Genomic DNA, 25,254 nt, shown 5'->3' on the forward strand with positions numbered 1-25,254 from the left:
TAAATAAGTTGCTTATTACGAAACATTTGAGGTGAATCATTTGGATATAGGATCAACAGTTCGATCAATTCGAAAAAGAAAGAAAATCACAATTGCGAAAATGAGTGAGAGGACAGGTCTTTCGAAAGGATTTATTAGTAATATGGAAAATAACAATACTTCTCCTTCTATTAATACCTTACAAACCGTCGCACAATTTTTAGGTATCCCATTGCCATATCTCCTGTTAGAAAAAGAACAACGCATGCGAGTTGTCCGAAAAAATGAAAGAGAAATCACAACACACAATAAACAAAATATATTGGTTGAACGTTTAACATCTAAAGGTGGTTTGACATTAAAACGCGTCACCATTCCTCCTCATACCTCTACCGGAGATGAGCCACATGCACACGAAGGGGAGGAATCTCACCTAGTATTATCTGGTACAATACTGGCTGAACAAGGTGAAGATTCCGTAATCCTAGAAGAAGGGGATTCATTTAGTTGGAATGCAAGCGTTCCGCACTATGTAAAAAATATTGGGGATGAACCAGCCGTTGCATTAATTGCTGTCTATACAGAAAGAGAACTTGATGATCTGTTATAAAGTAAAATCTCAATCAGTGTGACTTTTTGACCTTAACAAAGTGAAGGAACTGTTTTTATATAAAATCAGTTCCTTTAACCAAGCCTTGTTTCATTCATTAGAGCTAACCCCGAAATAATTATAACCTGCAACTATCGTCTTCCCTCCCCTTGTTTAGCTAAACGAACTCACAATTTCATTTACCATCACTTAATTGGGTCAACTGTTCAAGTGATAGGCGTGCTACAATTTCAAATCCATACCCCTGCCCGTGTGGTTGTATTACGACAGTACCCATATTCGAAATTGGCCCCAATCCGATATTAGCTGGAAAACTGTGTCCTATAATTACTTGATTTGTCCCTTGTTGCGGAATGGATTCAAATTTCGTTTGTAGTTGATTTAATAGTTGATTTTGTTGCATTTGGTTTAAATTCGTACTTAAATTATATACTTGAACCCACAATGGATCGATTTGCACATAATCAGAACCAAATGCCAATGCTGCTGTTTCCACGTTTCTACAAAAGGGACTACTTAACACAGGGTACACAACAGGGATACGTAGATCTCTTAATACTTGACCATAAGTAATAGCTTGCCTTCTTCCTGTATCAGAAAGATTCCGTTGGGTCGAACAGTCTTGGAGATGAAGGTTCGGTTGGTCCCTCCCAACAGTGGCTTCAGCATGCCGAGCATATAATATAAATCCCCCTACCGAAAGGGACTCCACCATCTCATTTAGCGATAGAGCATTTAGCTGACGGTTTCCAACATGAATCAATGAATCTTGTTCGTTCCTTCCCGTATACACTAAATATCCCTCATTCACATTCTTTTACACCATTATATGTCATTGTCTTAAGGACTGTGATGTGAATCCAAGTCTCCAAGTATAGTAAAAAAAATTCTTCACATAATAAAATGAAACTTACTCAGCGGGGGATTCTTTCACCCCGACTGAGTGTTAGCACCGTAAGAAGAGAACCACAGGCTCTTGAACAACATCGGACTTTTACTGGCAGCCCGCCCCTCACATATCTTCTTAAATTTCACCTCGTAGATTGAATGGGGGATTACTTCCAGTTACATGCAGGATAAATATTCAAGACTTAGGTGTTCATGATACATAACAGGGTAAAAGAAAGGATGAACCATATGACCAAGATAGGCATACTAACATCTGGTGGCGATTCACAAGGTATGAATAGCGCAATTCGATCCGTTGTCAAAACCGGGATCCACAATGGCTTTGACATGATTGGCATTAAAAGAGGCTATAAAGGGTTAATGGAAAATGATTTTACACCGTTAGAGTTAAAAGATGTAGGGGATATTCTATATCGCGGTGGAACGTTTTTACAGTCCGCTCGGTCCGAGGAGTTTAAAACCGAACAAGGACAACAACAAGCATTGAACAATTTAAATGATGCTGGGATTGACTACCTTGTTGTCATTGGTGGGGATGGTAGTTACCGAGGTGCTGCGGCACTGCAACAAAAAGGAATCAAAACCTATGGGCTGCCAGGAACAATTGATAACGATATTCCTTTAACCGATTATACGATTGGCTTTGATACTACACTTAACGTGGTAACAGATGCAATTGGGAACTTACGTGATACGATGAGCAGCCATGAACGAGTCAGCGTAATAGAAGTTATGGGAAGAAATTGTGGAGATATTGCCCTTCAAGCAGGGATCTCAAGTGGTGTCGATGCAATTCTTGTTCCTGAATTACCATGGGACATTGAAAAAGTGTCCAAACGATTGCAGGAGGGATTTGCCCAAGGAAAAAATCATAGTATCGTAATGGTAGCAGAAGGTGCCGGAACTGCAGAAGACGTTGCTTCCTTCATTCGAGATCACACAAATTTAGATACAAGGGCAACCGTATTAGGTCATATTCAACGCGGTGGGACACCGTCTGCTTTCGATCGAATTTTTACCAGTCGCATGGGCAATAAAGTTATTGAACTAATTAAAGAAGAGATTGCAGGCGTTGCCTTAGGTATGGAAAACAACAAAATTACCTACCATACATTTAATGAAATATTTGAAACAAAAGACGAACTTGACCCCAAATTATATGAAATCTTCGAAGATCTTGTATAGTTTGTTTACAGAATAACCCTCAAACGCCTGGATCATAACCAGCCGTTTGGGGGTCTTAGTCAAAACTCAAAAAGGGACACACTGATACTTTTCTTAAGTTTGTTTGAGATGACCAAGCCGCTCTAGCTTTTATTCGTATTGAGCCAGGCACCATTCTTTGGTTTCTTGGTCGGCAAACGATGCTTCAACACTGTTCACATAAATTTTCTGATAATCTTGTTTACTTATACTAAATTCTTCATCGACTACATCGATTTCCTTTGCCATTGTAGTATTAGAAACTGTCCTGTTATCCGTATTAATGGTCACTTTTATTCCATCTTCATGAAACTTATAAATCGGATGATCGGAATAATGATGAACAGCTTTTGTTTGGACATTACTTGTTGGACACATTTCAAGGAAGATGTTGTGATCTTTTACAAGTTTATAAGCCTCCGCACTATCTTTAATAAATACTCCGTGTCCTACTCTTTCAGCACCCAGCAGTTTAACAGCATCAATCACATTTTGGGCAGATCCTGTTTCACCGGCGTGAATGGTAACTCTGTAACCACACTCTCTTGCTAATGCGATTGGCTCTACAAATCTCTCACAAAATCCCTCTTCTTCCGATGCACACAAATCAATTGCCACTACACCTTTTCCAAGGAACTGTTTTCCCTTTTCAACTACCTCAAAAGCGCTTTCTGGAGACATCGTCCTCATACAAGATAGGATAATATTCCCCTTTATTTCATAGCAACTTTCTGCTTCCCTCATCCCTTCTATAACACCTTGTATAATCTCTTTTACATCAAGCCCTTTTACTGTATGAAGTAACGGGGCAAACCTAACTTCCATATACTTCACATTTTCCCTAGCTGCATCCTCAAATAGCTCAAAAGTTATTCTTCTTAGGTTCTCCTTCGATTGCATAACCATGTTTGGTAGAAAAAATCTTTTTAAATATTCATCAAGAGATTCACATTCTAACGGAGCAACCAACTCCTGTTGTAGTTCATCTTTATCATAGGATGGTAACTCAATACCTTCTTTGTTTGCGATATCAATAATTGTTTCAGCCCTAAGACTTCCATCTAAATGACAGTGTAGTTCAATTTTAGGTAATGTTAAAAAGTTCATTTTGACCTCCAAAAAAGTATATTGTAATAAAGTGAACCTTCACTCAGTGGGGGGTTTTTGCTTTCCTCCACTGAGTGTTAGTTGAACCATTCGGGTGAAAGCGAAAGTTTTACTCCCGCTAAAACTTCTTCGTTTCACTTCATTTTTTGAAGTGGGAGTCTTACGGACAGTTGCCCTGGGATAAAAAAAATTCCTGACTACGAAGAAAATACAATGATCCTGTAAATTCTTCGTAATCAGGAATTTCGGTTCCTGGTAGAGACCCCCAAACCATCTTATTGGGGTTATACGAATGATTAATGGTTTTATTAACGATAATATATAGATTAATAAAGAAAGTCCGCCTTGTCAATATGTATGACACATCGAACAGATAAAATTCCATCAGTGGAGTGCTTCATTCCTTACTAATTGTAAGTAGCTCATGGGTATGACCTAAAGGCTCACTGTTAGTTGGGATTCTTCCTACCTTGTACATGTAGGATAAATAGAAAAGGAAATACTATTTACATACTTTTTACACATTCCTTTTTTTAAATGATCAATCACTGGTAAACAAGCCCACTAGGACAGGGTCTAACTGTATTACGAGCATTGTAACAATACATTTTTCTATGTTTTTCGAGGTTAGACATATAGTGAGAATATGTTAGAATTGCACCTACGATATATGAAAGGAGAATGACATTGAAGAAAAAATGGATTATGGCGCTATCCCTTAGTTTATCTGTATTTGGACTAGCAGCATGTAATGGTGGGGACGACGCAGCTGAAGAAAATAATGAAGAAACAAATACACAGGAGGAGACGCCTGCTGAAAATAATGAAGAAATGCCTGAAGGTGCTGAGGGTAATGAACAACCTGAAATGCCTGAAGCAGATCTAGATGGTGTACCTGATGTTGTAGCAACAGTTAATGGTCAAGAAATTTCTGGTGAAGAATTTAAAACGAATTATGAAGCGCAATTCCAACAAGCTGCTATGCAATCACAAATGACTGGAGAAGAAGTTGATCAAGACCAGTTAAAACAGCAATTAGTTGAAGGTATGGTTGGACAAGAACTCCTTATTCAAGAAGCGGACAATCGTGATTATACTGCTTCTGATGAAGCTTTAGATGAAACACTAGATGAATTAGTTCAACAAAACGGTCTTGAATCAACAGATGAGTTTATAGCTGCACTTGAAGAACAAGGTATGGATGAGCAAGAAGTCATGACGCAGCTTGAAACACAAGTAAAAGTTGACCAATTCATTGCCGATGAAGCTGGTGAATTTGAGCCAACAGAGGAAGAATTACAAGAAGCTTATGAACAAGTAAAAGCACAACAAGAACAAATGGGAGGAGAACAAGAACTTCCATCATTTGACGAATTAAGACCAGATCTAGAGCAACAACTTATAAGTCAAAAAGAATCAGAATATACCCAAACACTAATTGAAGAACTACGTGAGGGTGCTGACGTTAGCATTAACTTATAATTTGGTTTAACATAACAAATTTACTTGATTAAAAAGAGCTGTTCACTTACTTAGTGAACAGCTCTTTTGATTTATTCCATTTCTAATCTTTGTTCCAAATCAATATGTTGTTTCTTATTCACAAACACCTACATAGACAACTGGTTACAGGAGGACACATCTTCTAATTTTTTGATTTCTTCAAACCATTGCAACTGTTCTCGAAGGGTCACGACATCACCGATAATAATCATCGACGGATTTTCTACTTCATGTAATCGGTCGTGGATCGTTTCCATTGTGGCTGTAACTGTTTTTTGCTTGTTTGTTGTCCCCCATTGAATGAAAGCAACAGGTGTATGAGGATCCATACCGTTTTCCAATAACCGATCACACAAGTCAGGAAAACGTTTGACTCCCATGTAAACACAGAGGGTCTCACTACTTTTCACCAAGCTTTGCCAATAGTCATCAGAGTCATCCTTCTGCGGATTATAACCAGAAATAAAGGTAACAGATGAACTTACATTACGATGAGTTAAAGGAATACCAGCATAAGCTGGAGCAGCGACACCAGCTGTGATACCTGGAACAATTTCATAAACAATCCCTTGTTTCTGTAATACGGCTGCTTCTTCTCCACCACGACCAAAAATGAATGGATCGCCACCTTTTAACCGTGTGACGGTTTTATTTTGCTTGGCGTATTTGCATAGTAATGTATTTATTTTTTCTTGTGTTAAGATATGGTTTCCAGGTGTCTTTCCACAATACACCAACTTTGCCTGTCGAGAGGCGAACTGTAAGAGTTCCTCATTAACAAGGCGATCATATAAAATAACATCGGCCGCCTCGATCGCCTTCATCCCTTTAATTGTTAATAAGTCTGGATCCCCTGGACCTGCACCTACTAAGTAAACTTTCCCCATCGTGATTACCTCCATTTATGTCTGTTTGTTATGTTGAATTTCAAACGTCGTAGTTGATCGAAAAACTGACGTAACTTTATCGAGCTTCTTGCCAAATCTTTATTAGATTAGTGAAAAATAATGCTGTGAAAAAATTTTACGCTCTCGCGGCTGCTTCATGGTTTTAAATTTGCTCAGTCTACCCTGATAAGGCAGCTCTCGACATTTACGAGACCAAATCTTTCCTTAAACTGTCGTGACAACCGCTCTCTCGACAGTTACGAGTCCTAATTTTTCCTCAAACTGTCGTGACAAGGGCTCTCTCGACAGTTACGAGCCCATATTTTTGCTAAAACTGTCGTGACAAGGACTCTCTCGACAGTTCGGACTCTTATTTCTGCTGAGCCCATTACATCCAATTCAGATAGGGAAGAAGGTACCTCACATAAAACTTACGTCGGAGTTTATGTTTATTGTGACATAACAACTATCTCTTTACACAACAGCCCTACCATGTATTCACTTACGCTATCCTCCTCTTCATTCAGGGGGATAGCAGATTAGCAGATTTCCACTTCCTTCTTATCCAATAACAAATTGACTACATCCACAACCAGTTAACTGTCATAATCGTCGTTGACATGACGATCATACTTAACGGCAATCCTACTTTCATATAATCAGAGAATTTATAGCCACCAGGACCATAGACGATTAAATTCGTTTGATAACCAATTGGTGATAAAAAGCTAGCAGATGCACCGATCGTAATTAATAGTAGAAATGCAATTGGTTCTTCCCCCAATTGATAAGCTGCTTCCACTGCAATTGGAAACATCAAGACAGCAGCTGCATTGTTCGTAATCACTTCGGTAAAGATGACCGTTAAGAGATACAATAATACCAACACGCCGATTTGACCAAACGGGATCGAAAAAGTCACTAATTGATCCGCGATCCACTTTGCTACCCCTGTTTTAAATAACGCTTGCCCAACACCAAAGGCACTAGCAATTAATAACAAAACGTTGAACTGCACATAATTTTTGGCCTCATGGGCTGAAACAATATTAAAGATGAAATAAACAGCAACCGTGATGACCATCGCTTTAAACATTGACAGTACATTCAAGCTAACAAGTAGAATCATTCCAGCCAATGTGGCGACTGCTAACCATGCTTTTTTGCTGTCTAATTTATTTAATAATGGATGGTCGTTTACTTCGGTGACCACGTAAAAATCGGTCGATTGAGAGGAACGCTCATGAAAATCAGCACCCGTTAATAACAATAACGTATCACCTGGTTTTAGCACGATATCGCCTATTTTACTGTCAATTCGTTCATTATTGCGATGAACCGCAACAATTCCGGAGTCATATTTTGCTCGAAAATTGGTATCTTTCACCTTTTGATAAAGGAGGGATGATTGATGGGAAACGACCACTTCGACTAATTGACCATTGCCATTTCTCAATTTATCTAATGTCACATTCGTTCCTGTTTTTAATGTTAACCCTTTTCGATCTTGCAGACTTGCAATCTTGGAAATAAATCCAGTGAAAATTAATCGGTCATGCGCTCTTATTTTAGTAGAATTTTTTACTGGGTATATTTTTTCATGATTACGAATAATTGCAATCAAATATACCCCATCAAGATTTCGTAACCCTGCTTCTTCAACAGTTTTATTCACTAACGGATTATCTAAGTATGGATAGTTTTCTTCGACCACCATTTCTGTTAAATATTCCTTACTGTTGGCACTAAATGTCTCTCCAAAGACTGGACGACTAGGTAACAATTTATAGCCAAACGTTATTAAATAAATAAAACCTAAAATCATAGCAGGTAATCCGACTAATGTTAACGTGAAAAAGGAGTAGCCTTCCATCCCCCGTTCAAGCATTAAACCATGCACAACTAGATTCGATGATGTCCCCATTAAAGTTAACATTCCACCTAATATCGATGCATAGGAAAGGGGGATCAGAAACTTTGATGGGGAAACTTCATGTGTTGCACACCATTTCCGAACAATTGGTGTTAGCGTTACAACAATTGGCGTATTATTCAGAAATGCCGATGCGCCTGTGATAGGGAGTAAAAAATGACATAATGAACGTTTTTCGGTTCTCCCTTTTCCTAACAAATAAGTCACGACATGCTCGACTAAACCACTTTTTTGGATTGCCCCTGCAATCATAAATAGCAAGGCAATTGTCAACATTCCTTCGTTTGAAAAGCCCGCAACTGCTTCAGCAGGTGTTAATATTCCTGCAACAAATAAACTTGTAAGTGCTAGAAAAACAACCATATCAGGTCGAGCAATCTCTTTTATTAACCCGATCATCATCAACACAACAACGATGATCGTAAACATCATTTCCCACGTCATCAAACCCCCCCTTTCTATTCTTAGCTGTTAATCGTCTTTATCACCCTAACCCTATCAATAAACTCGGAATTAAGTTTAAAAATTTTTTCGAGCAGTTAGGCCACCTTATTAACCTAGATAACTATGATCTTTCAAGTAATCTATAATCGTCTGTACCGAATCTTCTAAACTTTGATGATCTGTTTCAATTACTATCTCTGGATTCGTCGGCTCTTCATATGGAGCATCAATCCCTGTGAATCCTTTAATTTCCCCAGCACGAGCTTTTTTATAAAGCCCTTTTGGATCACGTTGTTCACACGTTTCCACACTTGCTTTCACATAGACTTCGATAAACTCATCTTCGGCTAAAATTTGTCGTACATTATTACGATCTTGTTGATATGGCGAAATAAAGGCAGTCAATGTGATTAAACCTGCATCAGCCATCAGTTTTGCTACTTCGCCAACACGGCGAATATTTTCGGTACGATCTTCTGGACTAAAACCTAAATTATTATTCAACCCATGACGTACATTATCACCATCTAGACGGTAGGTTCGGACACCTAGCTCATATAATTTCTTCTCTAATTCAACTGAAATTGTTGATTTACCAGAACCTGATAGCCCTGTAAACCAAAGGACTGCGCTTCGGTGGTTGTTCATTTCTTGTCTATCTTGTTTCGTTACTTTGGAATCATGCCAAACAATGTTGGTTGACTTGCTCATCTGTCATCCTCCTCTAGTTATAAACCTTTTCCCCTACTACCTTGGTCCTTTTTGATTCTGACCACTTAACACTACTATCGTTTTATCGCTTGTAGGAGTGCTTTTTTTGAAAAGTTTCGTCGTAGTTGAATGTAATCCCGTCAATACTTTGTTTGGAATTACGCTTGGCGGATCCTCATTCCGCTATTTAATCAAGTTCTACCTTTTTGAGGACCTAAGCGGTTTCTCATTCCGCTATTTGCTATTATCTTAACGATTTTAACCACTATTGGGCTTAATAGCGGAAACACGAACAGCTTCACCCTGCATTTAAGCTCTATTTCCTAACATAGCGGAACCTAGAACCGGTTCATCCTTTGAATCGGTTCCTAATTCCGTTAATTGCATCCCCATCAATTTGGAGCATTTATGCCTTGTTTAGAATGTCGACAAAAACCTTACTAACCAGGCGACCTCCTCTCCAACAAGGTATCTACCATTACACTTCCTGCATCCCTTTAATTAACACTTCTGCAACCTCTGGACGAGAAAACTGCTTTGGTGGTTTCTCCCCATTTCGAAGCATCTCACGTACTTTTGTACCACTTAGGTGGACGTGATTATCTTTATCATGTGGGCATGTTTTCGCTGTTCCCATATTTTCACATTTCGTACAGAAAAAAGCGTGCTCAAACTTAAAGATTTGAATGCCTAGTTCTTCTTCAAATTGACTAATATAGTCTTGCGCCTCATAGGTTCCATAGTAATCGCCAACACCGGCATGGTCTCGACCAACAATGAAGTGAGTGCAGCCATAATTTTTACGAACAATCGCATGTAAAATCGCTTCTTTTGGCCCTGCATAACGCATTGCTGCTGGATAGATTACTAGTCGAGTACGATCCTGTGGGTAATAATTTTTTAAAATAACTTGATAACTTTCCATTCGAACTTCTGCGGAAATATCATCTGATTTGGTTTCCCCTACTAACGGGTTTAAAAGCAATCCATCAACTGCCTCTAGCGCACTCTTTTGAATATATTCATGGGCACGATGCACCGGGTTCCGTGTTTGAAAACCGACAACTGTATTCCAACCAAGATCAGCAAACATTTGTCTTGTTTCGCGCGGATCCATGTAAAACTCAGCAAAATCGCTGTGATCCGGACGGTTTAATAGTGTAATCGGACCAGCCAAATAGACATCACCACGCTCATATAACTTCTTCACCCCTGCGTGTTCCGCATCGGTTGTACCGTAAACATTCTTCGCTTCAAGTTCTTTATCATAGGTGAACGCTTCTTTAAGGAGAAGGGTTCCATAAATCACACCATCTCCTCCTTTTAGTGCGATTTCTTCACCAATTTGATAATTTTCCGCTTGTTGCTTTGTTACAGAAAGTGTAATAGGGATACTCCAAATCGTACCGTCAGCTAGACGGGTATTGTTCACTACACTCTCATAGTCTTCTTTTCCCATAAAGCCTTGTAATGGACTAAATCCTCCAATTCCAATTAGTTCTAAATCAGAAATTGCCCATGTAGAAATCGTCAATGCCTTTAATGATTTCGCATCATTTAATGCCTGTTCACGCTCATTTCCTGTTAATTCACGATTGATTAATGTGCCACCATGTGCTTCAATACTCATACCTTATCAACCTCCATTAATTGTATTGGTGCCTGTCACTTAACAGGTTGTTTGTGAAAATCCTGGCCATCGGTTACTTCCTCGACGTAACCTGCACGTACAACGTAGTCGCCAAAGTGTTCGTCTTCGTTTCGTTGTTTTGCATACTCCAATAAAATTGGACGCAATGTTTCTAAGATTTCATTTTCTCCAATATTTTCTTTGTACATTTTGTTCAATCGATCCCCATTGAAACTTGCTCCCAAGTACATGTTGTACTTACCTGGTGCCTTTCCAATAAAAGCAATTTCAGCAAGGGCAGGACGGGCACATCCATTTGGACACCCTGTCATACGAATCGTAATCTCTTCATCACGAAGGCCTGCTTCATCTAAAATGACTTCAATCTTATCAATTAAAGATGGTAAATACCGCTCTGATTCCGCCATCGCTAACCCACATGTTGGAAATGCGACACATGCCATCGAATTTCTGCGTAAGGCAGAGTTTTCTTGGCCATCCGTTAAGCCGTATTCCTCTACTAGTTCCTTAATTTTCGGTTTCATATAACTCGTAACATTACTAATAATTAAATTTTGATTCGGTGTCAGGCGGAAATCACCCGTATGAATCTTAGCAATTTCACGTAAAGCGGTTTTCAATTTATAATCCTCGGTATCTACGACTCTACCATTCTGGATAAATAGATTAAGGTGCCACCTACCATTTTCACCTTTCACCCAACCATATTGGTCGCCATTATGGTCAAAGTGATAGTCACGCGCTGCTTCTAATTCCCAACCAAGTCGGTTGTTTAATTCTTCTAAAATCCACTCTTTCCCTAAGCGATCAACAGTGTATTTGAAACGGGCATTTTTCCGATCGGAACGATTTCCATAATCACGCTGAATCGTCATGATTTTTTCTGCCACATCGACGATTTGATCAGCTGGTATAAACCCTATTACTTTTCCTACTTGTGGGTAGGTATTAGTCTCGCCGTGCGTACTTCCCATGCCACCACCAACGACAACATTGAAACCAACTAACTTATCTTCTTCCATGATGGCAATAAAGCCTAAATCTTGGGAGAACACATCAATATCATTTGATGGTGGCACAGCAATGCCAATTTTAAATTTACGTGGTAAATAGAGTTCACCATAAATCGGTTCGATCACGTCATCTGAACCACTGTCGACAACTTTTTCCCCATCTAACCAGATTTCGTGATACGCTCTCGTTCTTGGTATTAAGTGATCACTTACTTTCTTAGCCCATTCATGAACTTCAGCGTGGACGTTTGATTGATGGGGATTGGACACACTCATCACATTACGATTCACGTCCCCACAAGCTGCAATCGTGTCGAGTAATGATTGATTGATCGCTTGCATTGTCGCTTTCATATTCCATTTCAAAATTCCATGCATCTGAAACGTTTGTCTTGTTGTTAATTTCAATGTCCCATTTCCGTATTTGTCACCTAATTCATCCATTGTTAACCATTGTTCCGGCGTACAAACACCACCTGGTAGGCGAACACGTAGCATGAATTGGTACGCTGGTTCTAGTTTTTGCTTTCTACGTTCATTACGTAAATCTCGATCATCCTGCATATAACTGCCATGAAATTTTAATATTTTTGTATCTTCATCGGGAATTGAAGCTGTTAGTGGATCTTGAAAACTTTCTTCAATTGTTCCGCGAAGGTAATTACTTTTTTCCTTTAAATCTTCCATTTCACTCGGTGGTCCTGCTTCATAAGGAAATCTTTTCGTCATGGTCAAACTCCCTTCTCTGTTAAAATCTTGTAATTGCTTATTTTCGGTATGCTTCATTGTTCTTTTTATTGTGCATTTGCTGTATTATGCGATTAAATGTTGCAATCTTGCCTAACCCTTAAATTCTTTTTGGATTAACGTGATTCGTTTTGGTCCTTTTCACGATTGATTCGTAGATGGACCTTCTCTCGGTTGATTCGCGAGCTCTTTTCCTCTGAATCTACCGTGACTGACCTTCTCTCGGTTGATTCGCAAGCTCTTTTCCTCTGAATCTACCGTGACTGACCTTCTCTCGGTTGATTCGCAAGCTCTTTTCCTCTGAATCTACCGTGACAGACCTTCTCTCGGTTGATTCGCGAGCCCTTTTCCTCTGAATCTACCGTGACAGCCTTCTCTCGGTCGTTTCACTCACTTCTTTTAGATGAATCTACAAGGCTAAAGAAATTCATCTAGCTTCTATGCCTTAACAATATCCATAGAAAAATAAACTGCTAATACACATCCCGCTGATAACGTTTTTCTTTACGCATTGTTGCTAAATAATTCTCCGCTTCTTCCACACTCATGTTGCCTTCTTTTTCTATAATCGAAAGCAATGCTTGTTGGACATCTTTCGCCATATGTTTCTCATCGCCGCAAACATACACATGGGCTCCTTTTTCAAGCCATTGGTACAATTCCTTGCTTTTGGCAAGCATGCGATGCTGCACATAAATTTTTTCCTCTGTATCACGTGAGAATGCTACATCCATTTTTGTTAGAACGCCATCTTTCATCCATTGCTGCCAATCGGTTTGATAAAGAAAATCAGTCATAAAATGCTGATCGCCGAAAAATAACCATGTATCTCCTTCTGCATCAAGTTCTTCTCTTTCTTCAAGGAAGGAACGATACGGTGCAATCCCTGTTCCTGCACCAATCATAATGACTGGCGTCTCTGGATTTTCTGGCAATCGAAAGCTTTGATTTTTTTGAACGAAAACAGGCAATGTATCCCCTACTTCAACTCGTTCAGCAATTTGCCCAGAGCATACCCCTTTTCGCTCTCGACCATGTGCCTCATATTCCACTTTTCCAATCGTCAAATGAACTTCATCTGGATTCGCTTGGGCACTACTGGCAATCGAATAAAGGCGAACTGGCATTTTGCGGAGCACGTTAATAAATTCTTGTGCTGTCACTTTCCACGGACCAAAATCGCGATATACATCAAGGAGATCACGTCCTTCAAGATAGCCATTTATCGCATCACGGTCAACTGACTCAAGTAGTTGTTTTAACTCTTCATTAGTAGTTAGTTCTGAGAGTTTCTCCAACAACGGCTTCGTTAAGGTCGTAATCTCAAATGTAGAAATTAGTGCCTCACGCAAAGAAAGCAAATCGCCTTCTTTGTTAATTGGTACAGACTCATCCGGATTCCAACCCGTTTCTTCTAGTAACTTATCCACTAAAGTTGGATCATTTTGCGGAATAATCCCTAAACTATCTCCTGGTTCATAATCTAAGTTTGATCCTTCAAGATCTAATTCTAAATGGTATGTTTCTTTATTGGAGCCACGGCCATTCAAATTGATCGTTTCAATAATTTCGGCATGGAATGGATTTTTTTTGGAATAATTTGGCTGGTCCGTCGGCGCCCCTGCTTGTGAGGCGGATGCTGCCACCTCCCCTGGTTGACTCGCTCCTTTGGACTCATTTAATTTCGCGATGACCCCTTCCAACCATTCCGCTGCTGGTTCTTCAAAATCTAAATCACAGTCAACACGTGGATAGATACGCTCTCCACCTAATTCCTCTAACCGTTTATCGAAATCTTTCCCTGTTTGACAGAAAAATTCGTATGACGTATCCCCTAAAGCAAGTACGGAGAAACGTAAGTCGTCTAATTTCGGCGCTTTCTTACTATGCAAAAATTCATGGAAGGAGATGGCATTATCAGGTGGATCGCCATCCCCATCCGTACTAGTCACAATCAATAAATCTTCCACTTTCTTAATCGACTTCGGTTTAAAATCATCCATTGATGACACAGATACCTTAAAGTCTTGCTGCTCTAACTTTTGGAACAACTCTTCCGCCAACCCTTGAGAATTCCCTGTATCGGTACCATAAAGAATAGTAATTTCTCGTGTTTCAATTGGTGCTTGTTGTTCTGTAGACACTTCTGCTTGTAAAGCATGTTGTAATGTCGTTGACTCTGGTTCCTCTGTCCCGGTTGACGGAGCGGCGGCAAGGTATCCACCAAGCCATATTTTTTGCTGTTGAGTTAGTGTTGGTAACAAACGATTCAACAGCTCTGTTTGCTCCTCATTAAAAGGACTATTTACTACTTGTAATTGCAATAAGCTCACCTCACTGGATTACTGAGTTCTTTACCATAATTAAATTCATTCTTAAAGTATTCAAAGTTGTTTAGTTGGTATTATGACTACCAATATTGAAACAAAAATGCCGTCATATCAATAGTTAAACCAAATACATATAACAATGTTATCCAATTGTTTTACTCGGAATTAACACCTAAAAAAAACTACTCACCTGTAGTATGCAACCCACACTCGGTTTTGTTCGTTCCTTGCCATCTACCATCTCGACTGTCTCCATCACCTTTTACAGCTGAGGTACATGGGATACAACCAATGCTTGGATAGCCTTGGTCATGCAGTGGATTATAATCTAACTTATTTTCTTCAATATAATTCCAAACATCATCCCAAGTCCAATAAATTAACGGACACACTTTGATCGATTGGAACCTTTTATCTTTGTTCACAAACTCAGTTTTACTTCGACTTAGGGATTGTTCTCTTCTTAAGCCAGAAATCCATGCGGTCGCACCACTCAATGCATCCTCTAATGGTTTAATCTTTCGAATATAACAACACTGATCAGGATTTCGTTTCCAAAGCGCAGAACCGTATTGTTCCCCTTGTTCTTCTACCGACAGCTCAGGTTTCTTCAAATGAATATTTAGTTCCGGATAGCGTCTTTTTACTTTTTCAATTAATTCATACGTTTCTGGAAAATGAAGATCCGTATCCAAAAAGACAATATCCGCATCTTTTTTCACCTTCGAGATTAAATCGATTAATACAATCCCTTCAGCACCAAAGCTACAAGCGTAAACAAGGGAATTTCCATAGGTCTGATACGCCCAATCTAATACTTCGCTAGCACCTTTGCTAGCATCCGTAGGCTCCCAACCGCTGAAAGGATTACCAGTGAAATTTTCATATAAAAGCATATCGTTCCTCCTTCAAACTCATGCTATATTACTCTATAAAAAGCGAAACTTCATTCAGTAAGGTTATTTTATCTCATCCCCACTGAGTGTTAGTACCACAAGGAGAGTCCTGCAGGCCCTTGAACCATTCAAGGTGTTAGCGTCCGTTTTACTTCCTGTTTTGAAGTAGAACTCTTACGGACGGTTGCACCAGGATAATTCTTAACTAGTTTGCATCATAAAAAATGTTCCAAACTATAGATATCACTATTGCATGCTGATCGCAATTAATTCCAACCTCTAAGGTAAGGAATAAACTTTGTATAAGTGTAAAGCATAATGGAAAATTATTCAAGACCAATTTTTAAAATTCTTAAAATTCATGCTAAATGTCTATTTTAAATTGTAGTGAAAACCTAATGTAATTCTGCTAAATTCTTCGAGTACAGGAAAAAATCTACAGACATTGCCTCATTTTCTTCTCAGCCAAGAATCGATCCTTCAAGGTGCTATTGCATGAAATAACGAAACCTTGATCCAATTCATCCATGGACCCAATCCCTCACTCCTTTATCATACTCTTAATCCTCATTAAATCGTTTTAAAATTTTGACTTTATCGCTTAGGTATTGATAACATAAAACTTGTGAATAATTGGCAAAATAAGAAAAGAGGCGCATAGTGATGGAAACGTGGTATTTTTTAGATTCGAATTATTGTTCACCCGCGTTTAATATGGCTATGGATGAAATGTTATTGCATTGGCATAGCCAAGGAAAAATCCCACCAGTCATTCGGTTCTATGGATGGGAACCCGCAGGATTGTCTGTCGGTTATTTTCAAAAAGTAAACGGAAAAATTGATTTAGAAGGGGTTAAACAGCATGGCATTGAACTTGTACGCCGACAAACTGGTGGTCGTGCCGTCCTTCATGATCAAGAATTAACGTATAGCATTATTGTGTCGGAACAGCATGAAAAAATGCCCAAATCCGTAAAGGATGCCTATTTCGTTTTATCAAAAGGACTGTTAGAAGGTTTTAAAGAATTAAATGTTGAAGCGGAATTTGCGATCCCTGAAGGCAAATTACAGACGACCAATTCAGCCGTTTGCTTTGAGGAACCATCATGGTATGAATTAATTGTGGAAGGTAAAAAAGCAGCAGGAAGTGCACAAACTAGAAAAGAAGGAGTTATTTTGCAACACGGCTCCATTCCCATCAATGTCGACAAAGTAAAACTATTTGATTTGTTCATTTATCCTAATGATCGCGTCAAACAACGGGCCAGACGCGCATTTGGTGATAAAGCCGTTGCCATTAATGAGGTGTCCGATCGAACCATTACATACGATGATACCAAATTAGCGTTTAAAAAAGGCTTTGAACGCGGGCTGGATATTCAGCTTGAACCGGTTGAACTTTCAGATGAACAAATGCATGAAGTAAATCGACTTGCGAAAGATAAATACGATAGTAAAGAGTGGAACTATTATCGATAAGGGGTGTTTCTGTTGGCAAAGAAATATGAACATATTCGTAAACCTGAATGGTTAAAAACTAAAATCAATACAAATAAGTCTTATAATCGTTTAAAGAACTTGATGCGTGATAAACGATTAAATACTGTCTGTGAAGAAGCACGTTGTCCTAATATTCATGAATGCTGGAGCGAACGCCAAACAGCTACTTTTATGATATTAGGGGATACATGTACACGTGGTTGCCGCTTTTGTGCAGTCAAAACCGGTTTACCGAATGAGTTAGACTGGGGCGAACCAAAACGTGTAGCCGAGTCCGTTGAAATAATGGGACTTAAGCATGTCGTTGTTACTGCAGTAGCAAGGGATGATTTAAACGACGGTGGTGCTGCTGTATTTGCGGAGACAGTTCGACAAATTCGCGAGCGAGTACCAGGCTGTACAGTCGAGATTCTACCATCAGATATGAAAGGTGATTATGAAAGCCTACATACTTTAATGGATAGCGGCCCAGATATTTTTAATCACAACATTGAAACCGTTCGTCGTTTAACTAAACGTGTTCGTGCCGTCGCACGCTACGACCGCTCCTTAGAACTACTTCGCCGAGTAAAAGAAATTGCACCTAACACACCAACGAAATCAAGCATCATGGTCGGCCTTGGAGAAACAAAAGAAGAAATCATCGAAGCGATGGACGATCTTCTAGCAAATAATGTCGACATCATGACAATTGGCCAATACTTACAACCTACCAAGAATCATTTAAATGTGGAACGTTATTATCACCCAGATGAGTTTGCTGAATTAAAAGAAATCGCCTTAGAAAAAGGATTCAAACATTGTGAATCCGCACCATTAGTACGTTCTTCCTATCATGCGGACGAACAAGTCAACCAGACATCCGCCCAACGCCGCATTAAATATATGAAAGGATATGAAGAAACAAGTGGAGAAAAACTTAATTACTTGTAAATAGAGACTTTTCTAGAATTTATATGAAAACAGATTAAACAAACGCTTGGATAGTTTCTCCAAGCGTTTGTTTTTCGCTGTTCTGATAAAGTTTGTTGCTTTTTGTATCGTAGTTAATGGAAACTCCGACGTAGGTTTTCTCGAGTGGGATGGAAGCGGATCCTCATTCCGCTACTTCGTTAAATCCCCTCATTTTGTGGTGCGAAACGGTTCCTCATTCCGCTATATGCCGTTTTCTTAACGTTTTTCATCACTTTTGGGCCTAATAGCGGAAGCACGGACCGCTCACCCCGGTATTTAAGCTTTTTTTCATGAAATAGCGGAAGAACGAACCGGTTCATCCTACGATGCGGGCCCTCTTTCCGTTATTTAGCAAAGATACCTCTTTTTGTGGTACGACTGAGGTCTTCATTCCGCCTTCCTTCACCTTACCTATTACGTCCGAGTTAGTCTGTATTGCAGCGATTTGGACATCGACTCTGCTATTCGGCTTGCGCATCACCTTTAGACAGCTAACCTGTCTATACTTTGATTAACCTCTACATAACGCTAGCCTTCCCCACCTTAAATAACAAAATTAGCAATCAACCAAATCAATAAAAAGCTCGTAATAATCGTCATGTTCGACACTGTTCCAATGAACCTTTTATCATAATTAAACTCCACTGCATAAGGCAGTACGGACATGGAAGCAGGTAATATCAATCCAATTAACACGGTATATCTAAACATGTCATTGAATGGGAGAACTAGAAATAAACCAATTCCAACAACAATCCCAACCGTATACTTAACAGCCATATACTTAACAATTAACGGCAGGTAACTTTTGTCGAAGGTAAAATTTAAATAAATCCCCAACAATAACAATGATAAAGGCATATTAGCGACCGATATAATATCAGCCGTATCGATCAGAAATGTTGGTAATTTTATACCAATTAGGTTTAATAAAACCACAACAATATAAACCATGAACGGTATAGACTTTGACATTTTCTTTGTGATCGTTTTTAAATTTAATGGCACTCTTTCACCTGAATAATAACTACCAATTAAATAAATAACACCAAATACAATAAACGAATTCCCTACATCAAACATCCCAAAATATTGTAAACCTTCACGCCCCCAAATACCTTCTACTAGTGGATATGCAAACAAACCAATATTGAAGCCTGAAACCATCATCACCATCATGCCTTTAATGTCTCGTTTCTGCTTTCTAAAAAAGAAGATTCCCAAAACTGCAGAAATTACCCCATAAATAAAAGCAATGATAACTAACAAAAACAAAGAATATTCCATGGTGATATCATTAAAGGTAACAATAATTAAAGCAGGAAGTGTCAAGTTAAAAATAATTCGCGATAATCCTTCCCCATCTTTTTCTTTAATTACAGATGAACGTTTTAATACATATCCGATTAGAATAATAATGATAGAATACAAGAATTGCTCGTTAAAACTAGACAAAATAATTACTCCTAACTATGTAGTAAAATTAACTGAATTTTTAAATCTATTGTCTATCATACCATACAAGTGCAATCCAATTGTTTTATCTGCCTTAAATCAAAAACTCCTGTTAGGTATACGCTCACTAACAGGAGTTTTTGTTAAGTTTTATGTCGTTTCTTTATCAGTTCCATTAATCCCTCACCTGTCATCGTTTCCTTTCTAACAGGTCATTTGTTAATTCATGTAACTTATCTTTCTATTCTTGCAAAATCATCATCGCATTATTAATAGTGTTATGTAATAAGAGCTAGTACTTCCTCGCAATTTTCGAAGTGGTCAAACTAGACATTCTACTAAAACTACACATACCAATTTAATGAGAAAAAGACCTCTACCCTAAACAGGTAAAGGTCTTGCTAACAAATAAAGCTGAGGGTTCAACTAACCTCGGAATGACGACTTTACTTTAAAAGCTACCCTTTTAAGTCGTTTATGCCTTATTGCACTAACTTTATTCCGTAACGGTTTGTTTACTAGCAGATTTCAATTTATTAGAGTCATTTCCTTTTCTAGGTTTACTTTTAATGAAAAAGGAAAGAACGAGTCCAATAAGTGCAGCAACGCCGGCTACAATAAATGATACATTGACACCATGGATTAAACCATTTGCACCTTGTTCAGGGATTTGATTATTTGTCATCACTGAAACAAGTAACCCTGTCCCTACTGCACCAGCAATTTGACGCATCGTGTTATTCATAGCAGTACCGTGTTGAATAATCTCAACTGGTAGTGCATTTAAACCAGCTGTTGTAACAGGCATCATCACCATTGCCACACCAAACATTCGGACAGCATTCACTACTGCCAAATAGGTAAATGTTGTTTCAACTGTTAAATTCGTGAACATAAAGGTAGTGACCACGATTAATGTTAACCCAATGATCGCAAGCCATCTTGCACCAAATTTATCAAACAATCTTCCTGTAACTGGGTTCATAAAGCCCATTAACAATGCACCAGGCATCAACATTAATCCGGATTCCAATGCGGTAAATCCAAGCATGTCTTGCATCAAGATCGGTAAAATCACTGCTCCACCAATCATGGCAATAAAGACGACCATACCAAGTATAGTTGTAATCGTAAATACCTTATTTTTAAATACACTGAACCGAAGAATTGGTTGCTCCAATTTCGATTGGCGCGCGATGAAAAAGAATAAACTAATCGCACCGACAACTAACGGAATAATAACTGGTCTGCTCAACCAACCACTACTACCGACCGTACTAAATCCGTATAATATACCACCAAAACCTATTGTGGATAAGATAATCGAAACGACGTCAACTTTAGGAAATTTCCGTTCTGTCACGTTTTTCAAAATAAAATATGCGACAATGATATCAATAATAATAATTGGTAGTACGACATAGAATAAACTCTTCCAATGAAAATGGTCAACAAGATATCCAGATAATGTTGGACCAATGGCCGGCGCGAAGGCAATGACTAAACCAAACATTCCCATTGCTGTTCCTCGTTTTTCAACTGGAAAAATTAAAAACAGGATCGTTTGCATTAATGGCATGATAATACCAGCACCAGATGCTTGTAACACCCTACCAACCATTAGCAAAGCAAAACCAGGTGCGATCGCACAAATCAATGTACCCACACCGAATAATCCCATCGCTGTAAGAAATAAACCTCTAGTCGTGAATCGCTCTATCAAAAAAGCAGTAACAGGAATCATGATCCCATTAACAAGCATAAAAATAGACTGTAACCACTGTGCTGTCGTTGGTTCCAGACTTAAATCTCTCATAATATGTGGCAATGCTGTCGCTAATAATGTTTGATTTAAAATAGCGGCGAAAGCCCCTGAAATAAGTACAATAATAAGTGGTACTTTATTGATCGCAGTTGCGGATTGTACTTGATCTTGCTGATTACTCATGTAATTCCTTCTTTCTAACCTAAACTTTTAACCACGCATGCGGTTTTTTTAGCAATTTTATAACTTTACCACATTAGAATAATAAATGGAACCATGGCAACTTGAACAATTTAGCCGTTACTTATAATAATGCCTTAAACGCATCTCTAATCACGTCACCACGACTAATAATGCCTATTAACACACCATCACGCTCAACAGGTAATTTTTTGACTTGTTTTCGACCTAAGATTGCAGCAACATCTTCAATATCATCATCCCAGTTAACCTTAATATACCTTTTCTTTGCTATTTCTAATACGTTAAGATCTAAAATTCTTCTGGTACGTTCATTAAAATCACCTTGTTCACCTGCAACAACATTTACGAATGCAATCATATCAATCACATAATCTTTCTGCTTTCCAATAAATCGCATAATATCACCGTCACTAATATATGCAACCATTTCGTCCTTTTCATTTACAATTGGCATCCCACTAATGCCCTTTTCAATAAACTTCTCTATTACCGATCGAACATTACTCGCCTCTTTCACCTTCACAACATCATGCTTCATAATTTCATGTGCCTTCATGACTACCACTCCTATTATTGAAAACTTGGCCAAATTATATCAAGCCAAGTTTTCGAAAATATTTATCCATACTAAAAAGCAAGAGAGGATTCCTTCACCTTTTAGTCACGGACTAACCCTATTTTTAACATGTCGATTTGTTTACAATACTGAGCCAAAGCCTGCTCATTCGATAAATTTTTGGAAAAGCGGTCAATTAAATTATGAAAGGTAACCGCCGATATAATTTTCATCACATAATACAACTCTTCATCCTTTTCTATCTTCAATTTACTTTTATCAATGCTAGCATGAAGTCTTGCACATTGCTCAGAACTTTGCTCATTCTCAAATATTTTTGACATTGTTTTTTCAATTTTATGATTCATATTTAACAAAGAATTTTTAAAAAAGTGAAAGTTCTCATCTTCTTCCGTCATTGTTTGATAAAATGTCACCATCGCATCAAACAGATCTCCATCACTTTTTTCTAACATCCCTAAAAACCGTTCACGCACCTCATGTAACATTTGGTTTAACATGTAAAAATAAGCATCTTCTTTATCGACAAAATACTGATAGAAGCTACCTCGAGGGATGTTTGCTCTTTTTATAATATTAGAAATGGAAGCTTGAAATAGAGGTGCCTGCGAAAATTCTTTCTGTAATGCGTCCATTAAGGTTTGTTTTTTTCCATCAGGTAAATTGTGAAAGGTTTCCTTCGGCAAATGCTCTCCCCCCTTACTTAATAATACGAAATCTGCTGTAATCGATTTTCTTCTTCCAAAAATTCAATGAAGTGGTGAATAGATTGGAAGTTAATATGGCTTCGAATCCTTTTAATATATGCTTCTTTCATTGACGCAGAGACAACATCGCTTTGCTCAATTCGTTTTACCATATAGTCCGCACTACGCTTCAAAATTTGTTTTTGGTAATGTTTTGCTTCTTTTGAAAATGCCAAGCCGATCGCACCAATTAACCCATAAAAGATCATCGCCATCATTTGGCCGTCAGGTATGACAAAAAACAGAAAAAACAAATTGAAAATAGCAAAAATAATTAATGGCAATGACCAAAACGAAAATCTAGCAGCTTTTTTTGTTAATGGTTCAACAGTTTCTTCTAACTTTTGCATCTCTCTTATCACAAATGGCTGCATATTTTTCATAGAAAATCTCATCGTCATCCTCCTAACGTTATGTTTGTTCGCGAATACTTGATAGTAACGCATGTGGAACTAGAAATCGTTCATTATCTATATTCAACTCATATAATTCTTCTACATCAGCACTTTCCTTTAGCTGATTCATTTCCATATGAATCGTTTCCATCTTTTTATCCAATTCGGAGGCGGAAGTTGCGGCTTCTTTTAGTTCTATTTTCATTCGTTTGGGAACTTCTTTATTATATTTATAATAAATCTTATGTTCCAAACTAGCCCAGAAATCCATTGCAATCGTCCGTATTTGAATTTCCACATAAATTTGTTCCTCACGATCGGACATAAAAATGGGAATTTGGATAATTAAATGTAAACTTCGATACCCATTCGGTTTGGGATTCTTAATATAATCTTTTCTCTCGATTACCTTGATATCTTTTTGGTTTTCTAGCATTTTACTAATTTTATAGATATCTGAAATGAACGAACAATTAATTCGAATACCAGCTATATCTTTAATGTTTTCCCTGATCGTTGGTAGTGAAACATCCAATCCTTTTTTCTTCACTTTTCTCAAAATACTCTCTGGTGTCTTTGTGCGAGATTTTACGTGTTCAATAGGATTATAATCATGCATATGTTGAAATTCTTGTTGCAGTATATCTATTTTTGTACCAACTTCTTGTAAAGCAAATTTATAAGCCATCATAAACCGAACAAGTTCGCGTTTTGTTTGTTTCACTTCATTTAGATCCTTTGGGACATCAACTTTCATTTCCCGTACTCCTCTCATAGCTATCACCAAAATGTGACATCATGTCATCACTGTATAAATATTATAAGTGACAGGTTGTCATAGGTCAACCTTTTAAGACACCACGTCATCTATATCTACTTTGTTGCTCTTCAAAATCTGAATCTATAATGCAAACGCCTAACTCGGCTGATTCGCTATCCCTTTTTGTTTGAATCTACCGTGAGAGCACGCACACGGTGAAATATCTAGCCAAAATGTCATACAAAACACTCTTTTTAGACATAGACGATCTAAAATATATGACTAGAAGCCATTGTTCTTATACAATATTAGTAAATAAACAAAAGGAGTATGCTGATGACTTCCATTCCATTAATGATCGACATGGCAGGCAAAACTATTGTAGTAATTGGAGGAGGGAACATTGCTCAAAGACGAGTAACATCTCTATTAGAATCTGGCGCTCGTATTACTGTGATTAGCCCTCAGGTCACTCCTACTCTCCAAGCTTTCCACGATCAAACAAACATTATTTGGAGAAAAAAACATGTTACAGCGGAGGACCTCATTGATGCCTTTATGATCATTGTTGCAACAAACAATCATGATATTAACCAATTTGTCCGCGATCACGCACCAGCTTATAGTTTGATCAATGCTACAGATGATGCAAGCAAAGGGGATGTACAATTCACAAGTGTTGTCCGGCGTGGTAAGTTATCTCTTGCGATTTCAACAAGTGGGGCTAGCCCGACATTAACGAAAAAAATTAAGCAGCAATTGGAAGAGACTTATGACGAATCCTATGAGGGGTACGTTGATTTTTTGTTCCATGCACGTCAACGGATTAAGAACAGTAATCTTTCTATACAGGAAAAAAGTCGTATATTGAAACAACTAGTCGATGAAGATTATTTCGATCCCGGCAAACAAAAGCAATGGTTGGAAGATTTTCAATAAGGTTATTTTTCAATAAAGAAAAGGAGGCTAACTGTT

Annotated in this window: 21 protein-coding genes and 1 riboswitch; of the genes, 6 read left to right on the forward strand and 15 right to left on the reverse strand. The window is 38.3% G+C overall.

The window, feature by feature from the left end; all coding sequences use genetic code 11:
• Positions 1 to 40 precede the first annotated feature (40 nt).
• Complete coding sequence (locus tag FCI53_RS04220) at positions 41 to 589, forward strand: helix-turn-helix domain-containing protein (RefSeq protein WP_138416154.1); 549 nt, start codon at positions 41 to 43, stop codon at positions 587 to 589.
• A 175-nt stretch (positions 590 to 764) separates the two neighbouring features.
• Here the strand turns inward: FCI53_RS04220 and FCI53_RS04225 are convergent, their stop codons facing one another.
• A complete protein-coding gene (locus FCI53_RS04225; protein WP_246050005.1) occupies positions 765 to 1,382 on the reverse strand; it encodes a histidine phosphatase family protein in 618 nt (205 codons plus the stop codon).
• A gap of 335 nt (positions 1,383 to 1,717) precedes the next feature.
• On the opposite strand from FCI53_RS04225, the gene pfkA reads away from it, so the two are divergent.
• The gene (gene pfkA / locus FCI53_RS04230; protein WP_138416156.1) at positions 1,718 to 2,683 is read left to right on the forward strand and encodes a 6-phosphofructokinase; all 966 of its coding nucleotides are present in this window, start codon (positions 1,718 to 1,720) and stop codon (positions 2,681 to 2,683) included.
• 129 nt (positions 2,684 to 2,812) lie between these two features.
• Here the strand turns inward: pfkA and add are convergent, their stop codons facing one another.
• Positions 2,813 to 3,808, reverse strand: a complete 996-nt coding sequence (gene add, locus FCI53_RS04235) for an adenosine deaminase (RefSeq protein WP_138416158.1) — start codon at positions 3,806 to 3,808, stop codon at positions 2,813 to 2,815.
• A 213-nt stretch (positions 3,809 to 4,021) separates the two neighbouring features.
• Positions 4,022 to 4,120: riboswitch (purine riboswitch) on the reverse strand.
• A 369-nt stretch (positions 4,121 to 4,489) separates the two neighbouring features.
• Between add and FCI53_RS04240 the strand changes: the two genes are divergently transcribed.
• A complete protein-coding gene (locus FCI53_RS04240) occupies positions 4,490 to 5,290 on the forward strand; it encodes a SurA N-terminal domain-containing protein (RefSeq protein WP_138416160.1) in 801 nt (266 codons plus the stop codon).
• A 128-nt stretch (positions 5,291 to 5,418) separates the two neighbouring features.
• Here FCI53_RS04240 and cobA read toward each other — a convergent pair whose 3' ends face one another.
• The 7 genes from cobA to FCI53_RS04275 all read right to left on the reverse strand — a co-directional run bounded on the left by cobA (position 5,419) and on the right by FCI53_RS04275 (position 15,923).
• On the reverse strand, positions 5,419 to 6,198 hold the full coding sequence (gene cobA / locus FCI53_RS04245; protein ID WP_138416161.1) for a uroporphyrinogen-III C-methyltransferase: 780 nt from the start codon (positions 6,196 to 6,198) through the stop codon (positions 5,419 to 5,421).
• 580 nt (positions 6,199 to 6,778) lie between these two features.
• Positions 6,779 to 8,575, reverse strand: a complete 1,797-nt coding sequence (locus tag FCI53_RS04250) for an SLC13 family permease (protein ID WP_138416163.1) — start codon at positions 8,573 to 8,575, stop codon at positions 6,779 to 6,781.
• Positions 8,576 to 8,683: 108 nt separating this feature from the next.
• On the reverse strand, positions 8,684 to 9,286 hold the full coding sequence (gene cysC, locus FCI53_RS04255) for an adenylyl-sulfate kinase (protein WP_138416164.1): 603 nt from the start codon (positions 9,284 to 9,286) through the stop codon (positions 8,684 to 8,686).
• Positions 9,287 to 9,764: 478 nt separating this feature from the next.
• Positions 9,765 to 10,916: a sulfate adenylyltransferase gene (gene sat, locus FCI53_RS04260; protein WP_138416166.1), complete on the reverse strand. Its 1,152-nt coding sequence runs from the start codon at positions 10,914 to 10,916 to the stop codon at positions 9,765 to 9,767.
• A 35-nt stretch (positions 10,917 to 10,951) separates the two neighbouring features.
• Complete coding sequence (gene cysI, locus FCI53_RS04265) at positions 10,952 to 12,679, reverse strand: assimilatory sulfite reductase (NADPH) hemoprotein subunit (protein WP_138416168.1); 1,728 nt, start codon at positions 12,677 to 12,679, stop codon at positions 10,952 to 10,954.
• Between the two features lie 491 nt (positions 12,680 to 13,170).
• Positions 13,171 to 15,021 (reverse strand): assimilatory sulfite reductase (NADPH) flavoprotein subunit, encoded by a 1,851-nt coding sequence (locus tag FCI53_RS04270; RefSeq protein WP_138416170.1) that lies wholly within the window; start codon positions 15,019 to 15,021, stop codon positions 13,171 to 13,173.
• Between the two features lie 188 nt (positions 15,022 to 15,209).
• Positions 15,210 to 15,923 carry a phosphoadenylyl-sulfate reductase gene (locus tag FCI53_RS04275; protein WP_138416172.1) on the reverse strand — a complete coding sequence of 238 codons (714 nt, stop codon included), beginning with the start codon at positions 15,921 to 15,923 and terminating at the stop codon, positions 15,210 to 15,212.
• 657 nt (positions 15,924 to 16,580) lie between these two features.
• Between FCI53_RS04275 and FCI53_RS04280 the strand changes: the two genes are divergently transcribed.
• Together FCI53_RS04280 and lipA are read left to right on the forward strand one after the other, a co-directional pair.
• Positions 16,581 to 17,402, forward strand: a complete 822-nt coding sequence (locus FCI53_RS04280) for a lipoate--protein ligase family protein (RefSeq protein ID WP_138416174.1) — start codon at positions 16,581 to 16,583, stop codon at positions 17,400 to 17,402.
• 12 nt (positions 17,403 to 17,414) lie between these two features.
• Positions 17,415 to 18,356 (forward strand): lipoyl synthase, encoded by a 942-nt coding sequence (gene lipA, locus FCI53_RS04285; protein ID WP_138416176.1) that lies wholly within the window; start codon positions 17,415 to 17,417, stop codon positions 18,354 to 18,356.
• A 564-nt stretch (positions 18,357 to 18,920) separates the two neighbouring features.
• Here the strand turns inward: lipA and FCI53_RS04290 are convergent.
• The 6 genes from FCI53_RS04290 to FCI53_RS04315 form a co-directional block, all read right to left on the reverse strand.
• Positions 18,921 to 19,832 (reverse strand): AEC family transporter, encoded by a 912-nt coding sequence (locus FCI53_RS04290; protein ID WP_138416178.1) that lies wholly within the window; start codon positions 19,830 to 19,832, stop codon positions 18,921 to 18,923.
• 496 nt (positions 19,833 to 20,328) lie between these two features.
• Positions 20,329 to 21,780 (reverse strand): DHA2 family efflux MFS transporter permease subunit, encoded by a 1,452-nt coding sequence (locus FCI53_RS04295; RefSeq protein ID WP_138416180.1) that lies wholly within the window; start codon positions 21,778 to 21,780, stop codon positions 20,329 to 20,331.
• Positions 21,781 to 21,901: 121 nt separating this feature from the next.
• Positions 21,902 to 22,357 (reverse strand): CBS domain-containing protein, encoded by a 456-nt coding sequence (locus tag FCI53_RS04300; protein ID WP_138416182.1) that lies wholly within the window; start codon positions 22,355 to 22,357, stop codon positions 21,902 to 21,904.
• A 101-nt stretch (positions 22,358 to 22,458) separates the two neighbouring features.
• Positions 22,459 to 23,064, reverse strand: a complete 606-nt coding sequence (locus FCI53_RS04305; protein WP_138416184.1) for a TetR/AcrR family transcriptional regulator — start codon at positions 23,062 to 23,064, stop codon at positions 22,459 to 22,461.
• A 17-nt stretch (positions 23,065 to 23,081) separates the two neighbouring features.
• On the reverse strand, positions 23,082 to 23,519 hold the full coding sequence (locus tag FCI53_RS04310; protein WP_138416186.1) for a DUF5392 family protein: 438 nt from the start codon (positions 23,517 to 23,519) through the stop codon (positions 23,082 to 23,084).
• 16 nt (positions 23,520 to 23,535) lie between these two features.
• Entirely contained in the window at positions 23,536 to 24,276 is a 741-nt protein-coding gene (locus FCI53_RS04315; RefSeq protein ID WP_138416188.1) for a GTP pyrophosphokinase, read from the reverse strand.
• 339 nt (positions 24,277 to 24,615) lie between these two features.
• Here FCI53_RS04315 and FCI53_RS04320 point away from each other — a divergent pair, with 339 nt between their 5' ends.
• Complete coding sequence (locus tag FCI53_RS04320) at positions 24,616 to 25,218, forward strand: NAD(P)-binding protein (protein ID WP_171038058.1); 603 nt, start codon at positions 24,616 to 24,618, stop codon at positions 25,216 to 25,218.
• Positions 25,219 to 25,254 lie beyond the last annotated feature (36 nt).

The organism is Aquibacillus sediminis (assembly GCF_005870085.1).
Classification (GTDB): Bacteria; Bacillota; Bacilli; order Bacillales; family Amphibacillaceae; genus Aquibacillus_E; species Aquibacillus_E sediminis.